Origin of the sequence: Pseudomonas sp. DR48, assembly GCF_019823085.1 — a bacterium.
Classification (GTDB): Bacteria; Pseudomonadota; Gammaproteobacteria; order Pseudomonadales; family Pseudomonadaceae; genus Aquipseudomonas.
The window spans coordinates 3578009-3595256 of record NZ_CP081946.1 but is presented as its reverse complement, the minus strand read 5'-3'; the positions used below and the strand labels follow the sequence as shown (position 1 = coordinate 3595256).

Sequence of the window (17248 nt, the reverse complement as noted above, 5' to 3'; positions counted from 1 at the left end):
ACGGGGACAGACCACGATTAAATTGAAGGAGCATTATCCACCCCCTCGATAAATGTGGTCTGTCCCCGCTTTCGTTAAATTCGCCGACCTTAACTCCGTCAATACATTTAAAAATCTAGAGTACGCCAAAAAAGGCACATGCAACGCCATTACAAACCTCTGACTAAAAATCTCCAAAGGAACAAAAAATTCTACATCTCGCTTATTAGATACCTCAGAGCAGAGCTCTGCCGAAAGGTGGCTTCTTATTTCAGAAATATCCAAAAACAAAATATCAACACCCCCCCTACCACCTTTCAAATGAACACCAGTTTCCGAAATGTAAAACACACCTTCCGGAAGCTTGACTGAGTACAAATAACTGCCAACAGACTCCACTGCATCATAATCCTCCCCAAAACCGGAAGACACCAAGCTTACAATTCGTTTTTTTACTGAAGAACTAATGCTCATTTCCTTAAGCCTCTAAGAAACTCTTTAAGCCCGTCATTCGTAGCTGGAAAACTGAGAGAGAACTTCTCGCCGACCTTGCCACCACCTAGGGACGCTCCCTCTTCGGTAGCATAATAACCTTTAAACGTTACTGTTTTTGCTCCTTGCGCCTGTGAGTACTCTACCAGTTTTTTCAAAGGTCCCACCAATTCGGCGGCCCCATCTGCACCGACACCAATAAAACCTTTCGACGTCCCAACGGAAAAATCATTAAATATTATCTCTGTTGAATTTAGCGTCACCTTAGGAGAATAAAGCGTCCCTACATCATTCGCTGCATTAAAAGAAACTCGACCGAGGTCCTTAATTACAGCTTGTACAACATCAGCCCCTACGCCCCGTGGCTCAGTACCAGTATACCTCTGCCAATCCGGATCATATGGATCAGCCTTCATCTCATCCGTAACGTGAGTAATCGGACCTTTTTTGGCATCCGAGGCAGTTTTTGCCAAGTCTGTTAGTAATGCATCCGCTTCCTGGGCTTTTCCCTCCATCAAGAGTGTTTTGACTTCTTGAAGCCCCTCGCCAAGTTTAGAGGCTATTTTTCCAAACGGAACCACATCCACAGACGCAAAAAGGTAGTCCCAAATGTCTTCTGCCTCTGCAAAGCTTTTGCCGGCGCCGATAACAGGGAGGAAATCAGTCACGATGGACATCAGATTTTTACTGATGCTGGTGGACAGTTCTCTCGTCACCGCATCATCAAGCACCCGAATGCTGCGCAGCTCCGTATCAATGGTGTATCTCAGCAACTCTGGATCTTCCAGGGCCAATCGAACCTGCTCGCGAGCTTCCGGGGTGTTTTGATGTACCAGAAGGTCAAACTCTGCTTTTTTGGCTGCAATACGTGCGTTTGTACAGGCCGAACTTCCAGGGTCGTTTTTACAAGCAGAAAATAGAGCCTTATCTCTCTCAACATCCAGCTTATTCAATTGCTCTACACGGCCACAGGCCTGAACATCCCCCGCCTCACAATCCCGTTGTGCCTCAAATCGTTCATTGTTTTCGCGGTGGCTCAGGAAGTTGTACTGAGTCGCATTGTTGGCAACCCACGCCCCAGTTTGCAAAGTCTCCGCATCAACATTCCCTTGTGTCGACGCCGCAAGAACACCAACAATCTGAGACGCCATCGAGAGCAGATCAGGATTACCACCGACCAATTTATTCAGGTCGACGATGAGCGCTTCATTCGCACCCGCCGCCAAGGCTCCGGTTGCAAAATCACCACCTGTTACCTCTGAGAGCAGCCCACCCACCATGGCATGAATGACGACTTTAGTTGCAGAACCATCGTCAAACACGCCTTTGGTGTAATCGCCCACGGCGTTGAAGCTGGCTGCCGCCAATGTGTTGAACAAGGCAGTTTTCAACACATCACTAACGTTGACGTCTTCCCCCAGCGCCTTGCCCAGCAACGCGGACGTCCCGCCTTGCAACACCTGATTAACGCCAAACCGCCCAATCCCTTCCAGGCTGCTGAGGTCTACCTTGCCTGTAATCGTTGTTTTCAGAATGTCTTTAAAGAACCCAGCTGTTACACCAGCCGTCACCCCCGAAATCACATATTCCTTGAGCGCTTCCGAGGACGTCACGTCCTGGAACACCACTAAAAAAGGGGACGGATTTATTTTCTAGCCACCGCACGAGCCAAACAAATAAATCACTCCCCTTTTCTCTTTATATGAATTTTTTGTCACTACGGCCTTCGCTTCATCAAATTGAATCTGCGACGCCAGCCCCTTCCAATTATTCTTGTCAAAACTAAGAGCCTGCTGAAACTAAACAAATAAATCAGTCCCCTTTTCTTCACTTTTCTTCAGGGCAAGTTGGCTTTTAGCCTTGACTCGAGACCGGCTAATGGGTGTCCCCTTTTCGTCTGGGTTATTATCGACGCTTTCGATATGTGAGGCGAATTGTTCGCAAGTAGTTATTTCCAGATCTTTGTATTCGCCCTTCTGAATCACATGCTTTTAAAATGCATGGCCACTAGATATCTCTTATCCAGTAAGGTGCCCACGAAGCTTTGCGGCATTCGCTAATGCTTGCTGCGTCGCCTGCGCCTTTTGCACCAACTAATCAGTGATAACCGCTTCTACCTCTCCGCCCCGAATTATGACTCGCCCCCAATCGCCAGACAGAATATAAGCGCCATCATCGCTAACAAAACTGTCTATATTTCCATAGTCCAAATCACCTGTACTATCTACAAACCCTATGAGTCTCCTATCAAGCCATTCGATAGAGTCCACGCTAAAAAAACGCAACAAAACCTTGCGATAGCAATACTGCTCTCCGTTTTGTGGTTCTTCATATTGTGGGTGATTCTTAGTAAGAACAGCCTCCAGTTCAAAAGTCAGTGATCCTGCCGCCTCATCAATTGACAAAACGTAGCTATCTTCGAGATAAAAATTTGAGAGCGATAAAATTTCATAATAGTTCATGTCGCTTCTCTAAAAAAGGGGACGGATTTATTTTCTAGCCACCGCACGAGCCAAACAAATAAATCACTCCCCTTTTCTCTTTATATGAATTTTTTGTCACTACGGCCTTCGCTTCATCAAATTGAATCTGCGACGCCAGCCCCTCCCAATTACTCTTGTCAAAACTAAGAGCCTGCTGAAACCAGACAAATAAATCAGTCCCCTTTTCTTCCATACATTATATGGCTGATACAAAAAACCTGACAGTCTCGGTTCTTTGATTTGTCGTACGAAAAATCGGATATTTCTCAGGGGGAGATTTATTTTCTGGGCACAGGGAATAAATAAATTCGTCCCCTTTACGTCTTCTTCAAGTTGCTTTTGCACCATCAGTTTTTTATGCGCCCTAAGAACTCCACCATTGCTAGTGGATCACGCTCCACGAGTTTTTCAATCAAATCTTCGGCTGCCCAGTGCAGAATCATGTCACCCCCATCCCCATCCTTGCAGAGGATGAGATCACTTGACAACGAAGAGTCAACAACATTGACCTCTCTATCACTGAGTGCCATCAGGCCACCGTAACCATCATAAGGAATGACCCAGTAAAAGCGCTCGTTCTCTATCCAGTAAATCCCAAACACCTGCACAGGCTCTTCTCGCCCAATTTCTCGAACAATCATATCCACATCACTCAATAGTTCTTCCGGGCTGCTGCCAACAAATAAATCTGTCCCCTTTTCTCTGGACATAATTGACCAGCATGTTTTGCGCGAACTGAAATAAGGGGACAGATCTATTTTTTGGGGGATGCACCAATACCAAATAAATCCGCCCACTTTCCTGTCGTGATATTCATTGATAATGGTCATGACAAACAAATAAACAAATAAACAAATAGATCTGTCCCCTTTTCGTTTTGTAGGTCGCCCGTTTTATATGGTTCATACAAAAAACCTGACAGTCTCGATTCTTTGATTTGTCGTACGAAAAATCGGAGATTTCTCAGGGAGAGATTTATTTTATGGGCAAACGCAGTAAATAAATTCGTCCCTTTTCTCCGGCTCCGCATGCTCTAAACATGCAAAACTCTGTTTCCTTGAACTGATCCTTGTCCATAATCTAGACCTGCTGGAGTTGTCCAAGTCCGGGTAGTCTTGTCAAATGTTAGCTCTATTGCACTACCTGTTGTTTTTGCACCTACTTATAGAGTTGGAATTGATCAGAAGATAATGCCAACTGCGCAACTGTTCGCCCCTGCTCGTCACAAAACTCTATTTCATATCCCTCAACTGGCTGACTATATATCTCAATAATCGCTCCCTTCATACCTGTTCGCAATCCCTCCTCCGGGATATCCTCGACTAACACAACCACATCAAAAAGCGAATAACCCACCTTATACTCCTTACTTGACATAGAGGGTCGTCATCCTAGGTGTGGCAGAGCCCGGATCATATATCCAGCCTGTACGGACAGTTGCCGTATTACCATTTGGCCCAGTTATTGGCATATCTATAGTTATACGCTGACCAAATTTATCAGAAACGCCTAACTTCGCAGGATACAACGCTGCACCCTCCTGTACTTTTGTTATCAAACTGGCAGCATTCGTTTGATTGTAGCCCAAAGCCGACTCAAACACCTTTGCTTTGTTACCGCCAACAGGGTGCGCTGTGTTCAATGCATAAGATGTCACTTTGCTCGGATCAATAACCGCTTGTTCTGCATTTACCAACCGACCAGATGTTTGGGTCTGAATGACAGCCTCTGCGTGAGTGTAATTTTTCCAGTTACCTGTCGGACCTGCTAGAGGAGTCCGCGGCACGGTAGCAGCTACCTCTCCGGTTGCTTTTGCACCTACCGTAGTCCTATCAAATACGTCTGCCGCCTCTTTTACAAGCGTACTACCTGGATTCGGATTCGTCACAGGAAGCTCGCCTATGCCCGAAGCATTCGGCAAACGCGTATTCGGAACCCTAACACTAGCGACTCCCAGAGCCCCCACCACTATGTTCCCAGCAGCGTTCCAGAGATCACCATTAAACGCCTGATCCACACCATAACCCGCCTGGAGCACACCGTTGGCCGCTGCCGCGATTCGTATACCAGTCCCCAATGGGCCAGTGAGACCGTACAACGCCGGATTACCGAGGTTCGAAAGCCCCTGTTGCTCGTTGTTAATCTGCAAATAGCCTTGGGCGTCTTTATAAACCAGCTCGTTTTCACTTTTTGGCCTGTTCCACGCCAACTGATCGACCCAGCCTCCCAGTTGTGTACGCAACGCGTCGGCGAAGGCGTTTTTTGCCTCGGTGGTCCCGGCATAGGGATAAATGCCAACGGAATCAGGACCGTTCTGGATCAAAGCATTCGTAAGGGTACGCGCTACATCTTCACCGTATTTGAGCGCCATATCGTATGTGTAAACCTGCACATACGCATTTAGCTCCGCGAGTTCCGCAGCCGAGAGCGAGCCGTTGCCCAGTCGATATTTCGCAAGAAGGTTATCGCTTCGTTGATCAGCGCCTTCCAGCTCCACCAGTTGTCTGGCGGCACCAATACCATTTGTTTCCTTGAACTCTTCACGCGCTTGATCACGTTTGGCTTCAGCGTGATCGCCCAAGAAGTTGTACTGCGTAGCATTCGCCGCCACCGCAGCACCAACCCCGACATCCCCACCCGAAGCCGCTGCGCCTAGCACCCCCACAATTTGCGAAAGCGCGAGAATGTTGGCCTGGGCCTGGTTGTAGTCCGTGGAACCAGGAACGAGGTTCGAAGGTAAAAGTTTGTCGCCCAGCAATCCGACCAGTATTTCGTTGGCGCCACCTGCCAGCGCTCCGGTTCGGAAATCTCCGCCCATCGCTTCAGCTAGCAAGCCACCCAAACCCGCATGCAGCAGAATTTTTTCCAAACCGCCCTCTGGCAGGGGCAGATCGCCAATTTTCCCGGCCCCGACTGCGCCGCCAATACTTGCGGCTACGCTGGCAGCCGAACTGGCCAGATTGTCTTTGAAGCTTCCTCCGTAGACAGCCGTCTTGACCACTGCGTCGGCGGTTACCTTGATCGCCACAATCTTCACGCTATTGGCATCTAGCCCCAGTGCGCCCGGATCGTAATTGAGTCCTTGCATAACGCCCGCTGTTGCGGCGGCCGTCACATAACCTTTGATACTGTCCTTTGAGGTAACGTCCTTGATGACCTTGCCAAGATTGCCCCGGTTGTCGATGGTGCTGACAGTGGCCTTGGTCGCGGCACTCACCGCGACTGCCTGCAACATCGTGTTCATGCCGGCCATCATCGGCCCCATGACGGCAGCCAACGCAATCGCAATGATCAACTGCGATGCCGGCCCGAGTCCCGAGTTGCTGTACTTGAACGACTCATGAATCTCCTTGACCTGCCTCCAGTCCACATCGCCCCGAGCTTCGGCTTGCTTCAGCCAGGCCAGTTGCGGATCAGCCTGGACCATCGCATCAATGGTCTGACTGACGCTTTGCTGATCGACCTGTTTTATGTCTATTTTCAGGCCATCCACAGCCTTGATCACGATGTTGCCTTTGGCAATCATCTGGGTCTGGCGCAGTGTCTCGTCGGTATTGCCCTTGCCTTTCGATGAGGTCCAAAAGGCGTCGCCATCACTCTTGGTATGGCTCTCGTCATGCAGGTCCTTCACCCCTTCAAAAATGATCGCCCCACCACTGTCCAGCGTGATGTCCTTGCCACTCTCCAGCCTCGCCACCTGATACCGCTGATCCCCACCACTGGACAGCGTCAGGTCGCCGCCGGACTTGATCTGCGTACCGATGTGGGTGACCTGCGTCACCTCATCGCGCTGGGTCTTTTCGCTGCCCCAACCACCGCTTTTTTTCATGTCATACAGCGAGTAATCACTGTCCTGTGCGGCCAGCAGTTGCAGATCACCGTCGGCATGCAGATAAGCTTCTTTGCCGGCGCTGATATCGCTGGCAACCAGCGTCATGTCCTTGCCGGACTTGAGGGTGAGTTTGCCTCCCGCGTCCAGTGAGGTGCCGATCTGGCTGACGTGGTCTTCCTGGCGGGTTTCCTTTTTGTCCTTGAAGTAGCTGTGTTGTTCGTCGGCGGCGGTGGCGAACAGCAGGTCGCCCTTGGCGTCTATCGTCACGTCGCCTTTGGCGTCGAGCTTGCTCGCCACCACGGTTACGTCGCGGCCGGAATTGACGGTCAGGTCCCCGCCCGCACTGACGCTGGCGCCGTGCTGGGTCAGGGTAGAGTCGAGGAAGTCGGTACGGCTGTCGGAGTGGCGCTCTTCCACGGCGGTGATGCTGACGTCGCGCTTGGCATCGATGGTCATGTCGCCACCGCTTTTCAACACACCCCCGGTATTGAGGACGTCGCGCCCGGCGTTGATCACCAGTTTGTTGGCGGCTTCGATGCGGGCGGCGCTGTCCACGAAGTCGCGCGCGTGGCTGTAGTCGCCGACGCTGCTGTCGTGGGAGGTCACCGTGCGCTCGTTGACGACGTCGCCGTTCGTGGCGCTGAGCGTTACGTCCCGCCCGGCAATGATGCCCCCCGCCTTGTTGGTGAGGTTATTGGTGGCGAGCAAGTCCAACCGTTCCCCGGCCTCCACCAGCCCGCTGCTGACCAGGTCTTTTTTGGCCGTCGCCTCCAGGTTCTGGCTGGCGCGCAGGGTGCCGGCGTTGTTCAGGTCTTTACCCGCGATCAGGGTCACGTCGCTGCCCTGGATCAACGCGCCGTTGGCGGCGAGGCGGTTGTTGGCGTTGGCCAGGTACAGCACCGGCACCAGGACTTTTTCGCCATTCACTTCGTGCTCTTCGAGCCAGACGATGTCGTGGGTCAGGGCCGCGACTTGTTGTGCGGTAAGGGTGACGCCGAGGCTGAGGTTCAACGCGTCCTTGCTGGCGATGGCGTTGTTCATCAGGTACTTGAAAACCGCCTCGTCCGAGGTCTGGCCGTCGATGAAGCGCTGGCCGGTGCGGGCGACCACGGCTTGCTGGATCAGTTTCTGTTCGAAGAGCCCGTCGCCCAGGCGCTTGGCGCTTTGATCAGGGTTGTAACCCAAGCCTTGGAGCAGGTAGTCCGAGCTCATGAATTGCTTGAGGTCGGTGAGTACCGGGTTGGTTTCGATCAGGTATTTGTGCGGCTGGGATTTGCCGGCGTTGCTGGGCAGGCCCTGGACGCGGTTGATGGTGACCGGCGTAGACGATGCACCGGCGGTGACTTTGCCGCCGCTAAGCGTCCAGCTCTGCGGGCCGGTCGAGGTCGGGGCGCTGATGCCTTCCTGGCTCAGACGGAACATCCCGTTCTGGCCGGTGGGCAGGCTGAAGCCGGGCAGATCCACCGGGTTGACGTGCTGCTGGGCAAGATCCGGCGGCAGTTGCGCGTTGATAGTCACCGGCGTGGAGAAGCCGTTGCCGGCCCCCGTCTCAGTGTTGGTCTTTCCGCCAGCGACGTAGCTGTAATAAGGACGCACCACGCTGTTGTCGATGGTCTGCGTCGCGTTGAGGGAAATGTTGCCGCCGGCCTGGATCACCGCATCATAGGAACTGCCGGAACCCGCTACCGTGGTGGTGCTTTCGGTCAGCATGCCGCCGCCCAGCAAACTGATGAAGTAGCTCAGGTCGGATTCGACCGTGGCCGAGGGGGCTGGGCTGTTTTTCTGATTGAACTCAGCCGCTGCAGGCACCGTGGCGAAGATTTGGTCGACGTAGTTCCAGAATGTGCGCTTGGTGATGATGTCCTGCTCTTGCAGCCCGGTGTTGTTGATCGTGTCGGCAGTGACAGTGATGTTGCCTGTGGACGCGATGGTGCTGCTGGTGTTGTTCAGCACCTGAGCGTTGATCGTCATGTCGCCGCCGCTGGTCAGACTCGCAGCCTCGCTGCTGTCAGAAACCTTCAGGCGGTCGGTCTCGGCAATCTCCCAATGGCCGTTACGACGCGAACCGCTGCGGAAGTCGCACCCCGCAATCGGGATCAGGTTGCAGTCCAGCTCAGTGATCACCACCGAACTTTTCTCATGCGCGGTGTATTCCAGAATGTCCCGTACGTTGTTCACCGTCAGGGCATTGATGGTCAGGTCCTGCGCGCTGTAGATGTCGCCGGAACGGTTGTCCAGCAAGTCGGCCTTGCCGCTGTCGCGGTCCCGGCCAATGTGCACGTTGCTCAGGCCATAGACCTGGCCATAGGCGTTGGTGAAGCTGGACAGCAGCAGCCGCATATCGCCGCCGCTGGAAATCAGACCGCGGCTGTTGAGCAGTGCGCCGGTGGTGAGGGTCAGGTCTTTACCGGAACCGATCGTGCCGTAGTTGTTAAGGTTGGCGGCGCTGATGATCAGGTCGCCGCTGGAGGTCAAACGGCCTTGGTTGTTCAACTCGCCATTGATGTTAACCGTGGTGTTGCCACCACCGGCGATGCTGGTCGCCGCGTTGAGGGTCAGTTGATTGGCTTTGAGCGTCAGATCACCGAGGCTGCTGAGGCGACCATTGCCGCTGTAGTTGCCCCTCAGTGTCAGATCGAGTTTGCCATCGCTGGCGATCAAGCCATCGTTGTTCCAATTGCCGCCATTGCCGGTCAACTGGCTGCCGGCCAACAACTGGCCGCCGGATGTCTGATTGAGGCTGTTGACGTTGACGGTCAGGCGATCGGCCTGGATCACACTGCTGTTGGTCCAGCCGTCGGCGTTGAGCGTCAGGCTGCCACGGGTGACGAAGGTGCCGCCCGCGCTGCCGACTTGACCTGTCGCGATATCGAAAATACCGGTACCGACGTGCAGTACGTTGCCGCCGACGTTGAGCAGTCCTCCAGCGCCAAGGCTCAGGTCAGTGTTGGCGCTTTCGACAGTGCCGTTGCTGTTGTCGAACACCCCACCAATGCTGAACGCTGTTTTGCCGGCAGTGCCCAGTGCGCGCAACTGGCCGGTCTGGTTATCCACGCTACCGGCGCTGATGCTCAGGGTGCTGGTGCTTTCAATGATCCCTTTGCGGTTGTTCAAGGCGCCGCGCAGGCTGAGGTCGATCTGTTTTGCGCCGACCTGGCTGTCGGCGTCGCCGTTGTTGTAAAAGTCCTTGCCCGAGACACTGATGCGCCCCAGGGCAAACAGGCCGCCATTGCGGTTGTCGAAGTTGCCGTTGGTGCCGGTGTCGACGATGGCATCACCGGTTTGCGCGGTGATTCGCCCGCCATAGTTGTCGAGGCCGGCCAGTGCCTTGAGGTCCAGGCTCTGGGCCTGAATGACCCCGCCCTGACGGTTATTGTTCAGGTCATAGCCGTTACGCAGTACGCCGGTGATATGGCTACTGAACGCACCTTGCAGGCTGGAGAGCACACCGCCACGGCTGTCGAGGCTGGCGGCGGTGATGTCGAGGTTGCCGGCCTTGGCGACGATGCGCCCGCTTTGGTTATCGATGGCGCCGGTGGTTTTCACCGTCAGATCGCCCTGGCTTTGCACAATGCCCTTGGCGTTATCGAGGCTGGCGGCGTCGAGCGTCAGTCCTGCGTCACTGCTGAAGATCTGACCGCCCGCGCTGTTCTGTACGGTGCCGCTGGCGGTAATGGTCAACGAATCATTGGCCGCGACAGTGCCGCCATTGCGGTTATCGAGGCCTCCGGTCAACAGGCTCAGCAACCCCTGGCTGGCAAGCTGGCCGCCCTGGTTGTCGATCTGCTGCGCGTGCTTGATCACCAGTGGGCCGTTGCTCACCAGTTTGCCATTGGTATTGCTCAGGGTGCCGAGCAGATCGAGGGTGATCGCGCCCTTGCCGGCCAAGGTACCGACGCTGTTGTTCAGATGGGTGCCGGTGAAACTGATGTCGTTTTGGGCATTGATGGTTGCATTGGCGTTGTTCAGGGTTTGAGCCTGAATATCCAGAGCGGCGCCGCTGTCGATCAAACCGCCTTGGGCGTTATTCAGTGTTCCGGCAATGACAAACGTTTGCGCGCCGGCACTGGAAAGAATGCCGTTGTCACTGTTGTCGAGGCTGGCCGCCGTGACCTTCAACGTGCCGTTACTGGCCAGAGCGCCAGCGTTGCTGTTGAGCACAGCGCCGGTAAGGTCCACCAGCACGTCACCGTCGCGGCTCGACAAGGTGCCATGATTGCGGTTGTCGAGGCTGCCGCCCAAAAGGCTCAGGCTTTGCCAGCCGGAAATCAGACCATTGAGGTTAGTGGTGGCATCGGCAGTGAGGTCCAGTTGCTGGCGACTGATGAGTTTGCCGTCGCTGTTGTCCAGGTTGCGGCCCTTCAGCGTGTAGCTTTGGCTGCTGGAGAGTTCACCGCCACGGTTGTTCAAGTCCCGCAGGTTGCGGATGCTCAGTTGCCCGGCAGTGGTGATCAGGCCGTTGGCGTTGTTCAGGTCGCCCATGGTGCCGCTGAAGTCGATGGCAATGGCGCTGCCGAGCAACGAGCCGCCGTTCTGATTGTTCAAACTCGCCGCGTTGATGCTCAGGTTTTGGGTAGCGTTGATCAGCCCCTTGTCCTGGTTATCGAGCTGGCCGGTAACCCGAAGATCGAGGTTGGTGCGACTGGTAAGAGTGCCGCTGTTGTTGTTCAGGCTACCGGCCTGTACATCGACGCTTTGCGCCGCGATCACGCCTGTGACGTTGGTCAGGGACTGCTGCACGCGCAGGGTCACGGTCTGGTTGCCGAGCAGTTTGCCGTTGCTGTTGTCGAGGCTGTCAGCCGCCAGCGTGAACGCTTGGGCACTGGAAATTTCGCCGTTGCGGTTGTCCACCTGCGCGAGGTTTTTTAGCACCAGCAACGGGGCGTTAATCAAACCGTTCTGGTTGTTCAGCTCGCCGTGATTCAGATCCAGCGCCAACGACGTAGCGCTGGTGAGCTGCCCACCATCATGCTGATCGAGACTGACGACACTGGCGGTCAGCGCTTTGTTGCTGGCAATCCGGCCCCCGCTGCTGTTATCGACCCTGCCGGCGTTGAGGCTCAGGACGTCGAGGCTGGTGAGTTTGCCGCCCTGATTGTTCACCGTCGCCGTGGCGGTGATGCTCAAGGCCTGACCGGCGTTCACCAGCCCTGCCACGTTATCCAGAGTCGCCACGCGCAACGTCGCGGCGGCCAGGCTCGAGAGTTCGCCAGCGCGATTGTTCAGGTAACCAAGGGTGGCGTTGAGATTTCCGGTACTGGTAATCAGACCATTGCCATTGAGTACCTGATTGGCCGCGAGATTGAGACTGCCGTTACTCAACACCCGACCTTTGTTCTGGTTATCCAGAGTCCCGGCGGTGATGTTGGCGGTTTGCCCGGCGCTCAGCGTACCGCCCTGGTTAGTCAGGGTCTGCGCGGTATTCACGGTGATATTGCGACTGGCAACCACGCTTTTGCCGCTGTTGTTGAGATTCTGCGCGCTCAGGCTCACATCACCCGTGGCGTTACGGCTGGTGTCAGCATTGACCCCGGCTTCGATGATGCTGTTGTTGGTCAGCACACCACCGGCACTCAGAACGATGCTGTCCCGCGCCGCAAGGGTTTGCTGGTTGGTCAGGTTGCCTTGGGTTTGTACGTTGACGGAGGTGCCGGCATAAACCGGGCCCAGGGCATCAAGGCTGGCAGCTTTGACATTCACCGCACCGGCAGCAGAAGTCTGCGCCAGGCTCAGATGGCCATTGGCATCGATCTGAATATCGCCACCACTGGCCGCGAGGTTGCCATCGAGTTTCACCCCGACCCCGGCCTCGGTGCCGACCAGTTTGATCGCCCCGGCGTACATCCCGCCCAAGGCCGATGAGTCGATGGCCAGTTGCGGCTTGGGGCTGCCGTCATCGGCGCGGGCGGTGGCGTTGAGGTTGTCGGCATTGACGTCGTTGCGACCGGCCACGATGGTCAGGTTCTTCGCCTGAATCTCGGCATTGATCTTCGCGCTGCGGGTGATGATTTCGAAGCTGTCGACGTTGTTGGCATTGAGCCCGGCGCCATCAATCGTGACGCTGCCCTGATCGACCTGGAAGCGATCCAGTCGACCGTTGTCGAGCACCGGTTTGCCGGTGGTCAACGTCACGCGTGGCGTGTTGATGAAACCGCAACCGTTGCAGCTGATGCCGTAGGGGTTGGCGACGATGACCCGCGCCGATTGCCCCGCCACTTCGGTGTAGCCGCGCAATTGACTTGGGCTGCCGCCGACCACTTCGTTGAGGATGGTTTGCGCCGCGCCCCGGTTGGTCAGGTTGGGGTTGCCGACAATGATGCCGCCCAGTTGCGTCGCGCCGGTCTGCGCGGCGACGTTGTTGAGGATGACGCCTTGGGTACCGACGTTGTAATCCTGAAACTGGTTATGCGACAGGCCGGTGCCGTTGGGGGTGGCGATCTGGATGATCGGCACGCCATTGCCCGCCTGACCGAGGCTGGTGCCCGGCGTAGCCACGACGATGCCATCGGCCTGAGCCCACATCGGTTGCCAAAACATCACGTTGGCCAACAGGAACGCCAGTCCGCGCTTGGGCATGCCCAGGAAGTGCTCGCGGGTTTTCACGGCAGCAGAAGGTTGGCGAGCGAGAAAAACGTAGTGGCGAACGTCCATGTGAAAGGTCCCGATGCAGCGAAATTAGAGGAAGAGATCCAGGCGGAAATAGATCGGCGCTTCGCGCTCGGCCAGGGTGTCCGGACGTTCCAGGGAATGGGCAAAGGTCACGCTGGCGGCCAGGTGTTGACCTCGCGCGAACAACTCGACCGAGTTGCTGGACATGCGCCCGTGTTGATCGCCGTTGTAGCGATCATGGGTGATCACGCCTTGGTCGTAGCCGAGGCTGGTGCCGTATTCGGCGAACACTGGGCGTAGCCATTCCAGGGTGACCGGACGGCTCCAGCGCAGGTCGTTGCGCCAGTAGCCGCCGCTGTCGCCGGACAAGGACTGGTCCTTGTAACCGCGGATCGAAGACAGCCCGCCGAGGCTGGTGCGTTGCGGGCTGAACAGCACGTCTTCACTGTGTTGGCCGGTCATCAGGCTGCTGAAACTGAACGACTCGCCCCACACCTTGAACGGTTGCAGGTAGCTCAAGGTGCCGGTGTATTTGCGATAGCGCGCGTCGGGTTCGCCTGGCCCTGGATGACCGTTGCCCTGCGCGTCCAGAATGCCGATGCCTTCCTGCATCCCCAGATCCAGGTTGACGAAGGCACTGCCGATCCGCCGACCGTGGTTGATGCCGAACTGCGCTTCGCTGATGCGGTTACTGCTCAGCTTGAGCTTGCTGTCTTCAATGAAGTTGTTGGTGCGCAGGTAAGACAGACCGGTGCTGAGGGACGTCTTGCTCACGGCATCGCGATGGATCACCCGCTCGGCGTGTAGCTGATGGTTTTCGCTGTCGCCGGTCTGTTTGAAGTTGAAGCCGTTGGCTTGGGCCAATGAGCGATAGTCACTCTGGCTGTAGGTGTAATTGAAGTTCCACCAACCCCACGGCAGGTTGTAATTGAGCATCGCGTTGCTGGAGGTGTGCTGGTGATCGCTCACCGCATCGTGGCCGCCGCGCAGATTCAACTGGTCCGCCAGACCCAGCGGGCTGTCCCAATCGAACGTCGTGCCCCACTGCTGCTCGCCGGTGCTGCGCTGGCCGTCGTTGCTGCGCGACAAACCGGCACGCCACGGCTTCTGTGGAGTGTTCTTGACCAGCACTTCGCTGCCGCCGACGTTCTTGCCCGGCGCCAGTTCCATCTGTGCCTGGTTCGATGGCAAGCGATTGAGTTGATCGACCAGTTGCTCGATTTCGCGCAGGTTGACCAGCTCGCCGGTCTTGCCCGGAAAAGCCATGGCCAGTTCGCGGTCTGACAGCTGGCTGTCTTGCGCGCCCTTCAACCCTTCGAGCTTGCCTTCGACCACCAGCACCTTCAAATGCCCGCCGGACAAATCCTGTTGTGGCAAGTAGGCGCGGCTGGTGACCAGGCCTTTTTCGATGTAGTGATCGGTGATGACTTTCAGCAATTCGTTGAGCTGCGTAACGCCCAGGCATTGGCCGATGTACGGCTTGAGCAGACGTGTTTTTTCGCGATCGGAAAGGCTGTCGGCGCCTTTGAGTTCGATGTCCTGGATCGGGAAGCAACGCGTGTCGGCAGGTGCCGTGGGTGCGGCGGGCTTGGCTTCCTTGCCGGGTAGTTCCTTGAGCTCTTCGAGACGCCGACGCTGGTCTTCGAGCAAGCGATCCTGGCGTTCGCGGATCAGATCGGTTTCACCGGGGGTGGGGGCGGAATAAGCAGGATTCAGCGGAGAAAGGCACAGCAAAGCCAGGCACAACCTCGCCACGAGGGCGGGTGGGCACATGTTCGATCCCTCGAAATGAAGAGTGATAGCAAAATAGTGGCGCGATATTAGAGAGCCACTATTCTGGCGTCAAATAATGGATCCATTCGAGTAGGTTAGGCGACGAACGGTCTTGGTTAAATCAGCTGCTTCCGGCAGGGCTGCAGGACGTTTCCTGATGGAGCCGAGAAAAGAGGCCGTATTTGACGAGATATTTCCGAAGAGCGATGCGTCCTACAGCCAGATGAACTTTCAGCTACCCGCAACCTCAACCGTTTAACCGCCAAATACGGAATTCGAGGCTTGCCATGAAAACCCTGATAACGCTCACCCTCGCCGCCACGTTTGCCTGTGCCCTCCCCGCTTGGGCCTGCACGCCGGAGGAAGCCACCGCCAAGCGCGAACAGCTGGCCAAGGAAGTGTCCAGGCTCACCGAGCAGAATCCGACCAAGGCCAAAGAAATCAACGCCGAGTTGCAGAAGATGGATCTGGGGACCGCCAGCAAGGATTTGCCGGACAAGTGCCAGTTGATTGATCAGCGTCTGAAGGAGTTGCAAACGGCAGACAAAAAAGTCGAAGGCTGATCAGTCGTTAAATCCTGGGTATAAAAAAACCGGACATCAGTCCGGTTTTTTTATGGGTCGCTACAACGGCTTATTCAGCTGCTGGCGCTTCCGGCTTGCGGCGCTTGAGTGGCGCCATGCCGTCCTTGCTGACCAGCGACAGTGCGTCGGTCTTCGGGCGGTTAGCGATCTTGCGCTTGGTCGGTGCCTTGGCGCCGGTTTTCTTCTTGTCGCCCTTGGCGTCGACCTTTTTCTTCTTCACGCCAACGGCTTTGCCCGAGGCCTTGACCTTTTTCGGTCCGCCGTAGGTGCCTTTGACTTCCTTGATGGTGCGGCGCTCGAAGCTCTGCTTGAGGTAGCGCTCGACGCTCGACATCAGGTTCCAGTCGCCGTGGCAGATCAGCGAGATGGCCAGGCCATCGTTGCCGGCGCGACCGGTACGACCGATGCGGTGAACGTATTCGTCGCCGCTGCGGGGCATGTCGAAGTTGATCACCAGATCCAGGCCTTCCACGTCGAGGCCGCGAGCGGCGACGTCGGTGGCGACGAGGATCTTCACGCCGCCTTGCTTCAGGCGGTCGATGGCCAGCTTGCGGTCCTTCTGGTCCTTGTCACCGTGCAGGACGAACGCTTTGTAGTCCTGCGCCACCAGGCGGCCGTAGATACGGTCGGCCATGGCCCGGGTGTTGGTGAACACGATGGCCTTCTGATAGGTCTCGTTGGCTAGCAGCCAGTTCACGATCTGTTCTTTGTGCTGGTTGTGGTCAGCGGTAATGATCTGCTGACGGGTGGTCGCGTTCAGATCGCTGACGTTGTTCAGCTGCAAGTGTTCTGGATTGTTCAGGACCTTGGCGACCATCTCGCGCAGGCCCGAACCGCCGGTGGTGGCGGAGAACAGCATGGTCTGCTGGCGGTTGGTGCACTCTTCCACCAGGCGCTGGACGTCTTCGGCAAAGCCCATGTCGAGCATGCGGTCGGCTTCGTCGAGGACCAGCACTTCGACTTCCTTGAGGTCAAGGTTGCCGGCGTTCAGTTGCTCGATCATCCGGCCCGGCGTACCGATCAGGATGTCCGGCACCTTGCGCAGCATAGCGGCCTGGACCTTGAAGTCTTCACCGCCGGTGATCAGGCCGGATTTGATGAAAGTGAACTGCGCAAAGCGCTCGACTTCCTTGATGGTCTGCTGCGCCAGTTCGCGGGTCGGCAGCAGGATCAGGGTCTTGATGCTGACGCGGACTTTCGCCGGGCCGATCAGACGGTTGAGGATTGGCAAAACGAATGCAGCGGTCTTGCCGCTACCTGTTTGCGCTGTCACCCGCAGGTCACGCCCTTGGAGCGCCAGCGGAATAGCCGCTGCTTGCACTGGCGTTGGCTCGACAAATTTAAGCTCGGCCACGGCTTTGAGCAGGCGTTCGTGCAGGGCGAATTGGGAAAACACGGGTGCTACCTCGAAGAAATACAAAAAAACAGCTGCATAGGGTAACGGTTTCGAGCGCGAAGGCCGAGTGTCTTTATACAAACGACGGTAAACAGTGGCT

General features: G+C 56.0%; 9 protein-coding genes. 1 reads left to right on the top strand and 8 read right to left on the bottom strand.

Features of this window, described 5'->3' with window-relative positions:
* Nucleotides 1-33: 33 nt before the first annotated feature.
* The 7 genes from K5K95_RS16220 to K5K95_RS16190 form a co-directional block, all read right to left on the bottom strand.
* Nucleotides 34-453, bottom strand: coding sequence for a hypothetical protein (locus K5K95_RS16220; RefSeq protein WP_146602964.1), 420 nt, complete (start codon nucleotides 451-453; stop codon nucleotides 34-36).
* Nucleotides 450-2084, bottom strand: a complete 1635-nt coding sequence (locus tag K5K95_RS16215) for a DUF637 domain-containing protein (RefSeq protein ID WP_261398160.1) — start codon at nucleotides 2082-2084, stop codon at nucleotides 450-452. The genes K5K95_RS16220 and K5K95_RS16215 overlap by 4 nt, the downstream gene beginning before the upstream one ends.
* 480 nt (nucleotides 2085-2564) lie before the next feature.
* Nucleotides 2565-2933 (bottom strand): hypothetical protein, encoded by a 369-nt coding sequence (locus K5K95_RS16210; RefSeq protein WP_222590241.1) that lies wholly within the window; start codon nucleotides 2931-2933, stop codon nucleotides 2565-2567.
* Nucleotides 2934-3301: 368 nt separating this feature from the next.
* Nucleotides 3302-3784: a hypothetical protein gene (locus K5K95_RS33065; protein WP_261398159.1), complete on the bottom strand. Its 483-nt coding sequence runs from the start codon at nucleotides 3782-3784 to the stop codon at nucleotides 3302-3304.
* A 328-nt stretch (nucleotides 3785-4112) separates the two neighbouring features.
* Nucleotides 4113-4310 carry a DUF4926 domain-containing protein gene (locus K5K95_RS16200; RefSeq protein WP_222590240.1) on the bottom strand — a complete coding sequence of 66 codons (198 nt, stop codon included), beginning with the start codon at nucleotides 4308-4310 and terminating at the stop codon, nucleotides 4113-4115.
* A gap of 10 nt (nucleotides 4311-4320) precedes the next feature.
* Nucleotides 4321-13437: a DUF6883 domain-containing protein gene (locus K5K95_RS16195; RefSeq protein WP_261398157.1), complete on the bottom strand. Its 9117-nt coding sequence runs from the start codon at nucleotides 13435-13437 to the stop codon at nucleotides 4321-4323.
* A 24-nt stretch (nucleotides 13438-13461) separates the two neighbouring features.
* A complete protein-coding gene (locus tag K5K95_RS16190; RefSeq protein WP_222590239.1) occupies nucleotides 13462-15168 on the bottom strand; it encodes a ShlB/FhaC/HecB family hemolysin secretion/activation protein in 1707 nt (568 codons plus the stop codon).
* 287 nt (nucleotides 15169-15455) lie between these two features.
* Here K5K95_RS16190 and K5K95_RS16185 point away from each other — a divergent pair, with 287 nt between their 5' ends.
* Nucleotides 15456-15731 carry a hypothetical protein gene (locus tag K5K95_RS16185; RefSeq protein ID WP_222590238.1) on the top strand — a complete coding sequence of 92 codons (276 nt, stop codon included), beginning with the start codon at nucleotides 15456-15458 and terminating at the stop codon, nucleotides 15729-15731.
* Between the two features lie 70 nt (nucleotides 15732-15801).
* Here K5K95_RS16185 and K5K95_RS16180 read toward each other — a convergent pair whose 3' ends face one another.
* Nucleotides 15802-17148: a DEAD/DEAH box helicase gene (locus K5K95_RS16180; protein ID WP_090181378.1), complete on the bottom strand. Its 1347-nt coding sequence runs from the start codon at nucleotides 17146-17148 to the stop codon at nucleotides 15802-15804.
* Nucleotides 17149-17248 lie beyond the last annotated feature (100 nt).

Bases quoted from the DNA above. Each gene is read 5' to 3' on its own strand.
- K5K95_RS33065 (WP_261398159.1), bottom strand. From the start codon at position 3,784: ATGACCATTATCAATGAATATCACGACAGGAAAGTGGGCGGATTTATT.
- K5K95_RS16190 (WP_222590239.1), bottom strand. From the start codon at position 15,168: ATGTGCCCACCCGCCCTCGTGGCGAGGTTGTGCCTGGCTTTGCTGTGC.
- K5K95_RS16185 (WP_222590238.1), top strand. From the start codon at position 15,456: ATGAAAACCCTGATAACGCTCACCCTCGCCGCCACGTTTGCCTGTGCC.
- K5K95_RS16220 (WP_146602964.1), bottom strand. From the start codon at position 453: ATGAGCATTAGTTCTTCAGTAAAAAAACGAATTGTAAGCTTGGTGTCT.
- K5K95_RS16195 (WP_261398157.1), bottom strand. From the start codon at position 13,437: ATGGACGTTCGCCACTACGTTTTTCTCGCTCGCCAACCTTCTGCTGCC.
- K5K95_RS16210 (WP_222590241.1), bottom strand. From the start codon at position 2,933: ATGAACTATTATGAAATTTTATCGCTCTCAAATTTTTATCTCGAAGAT.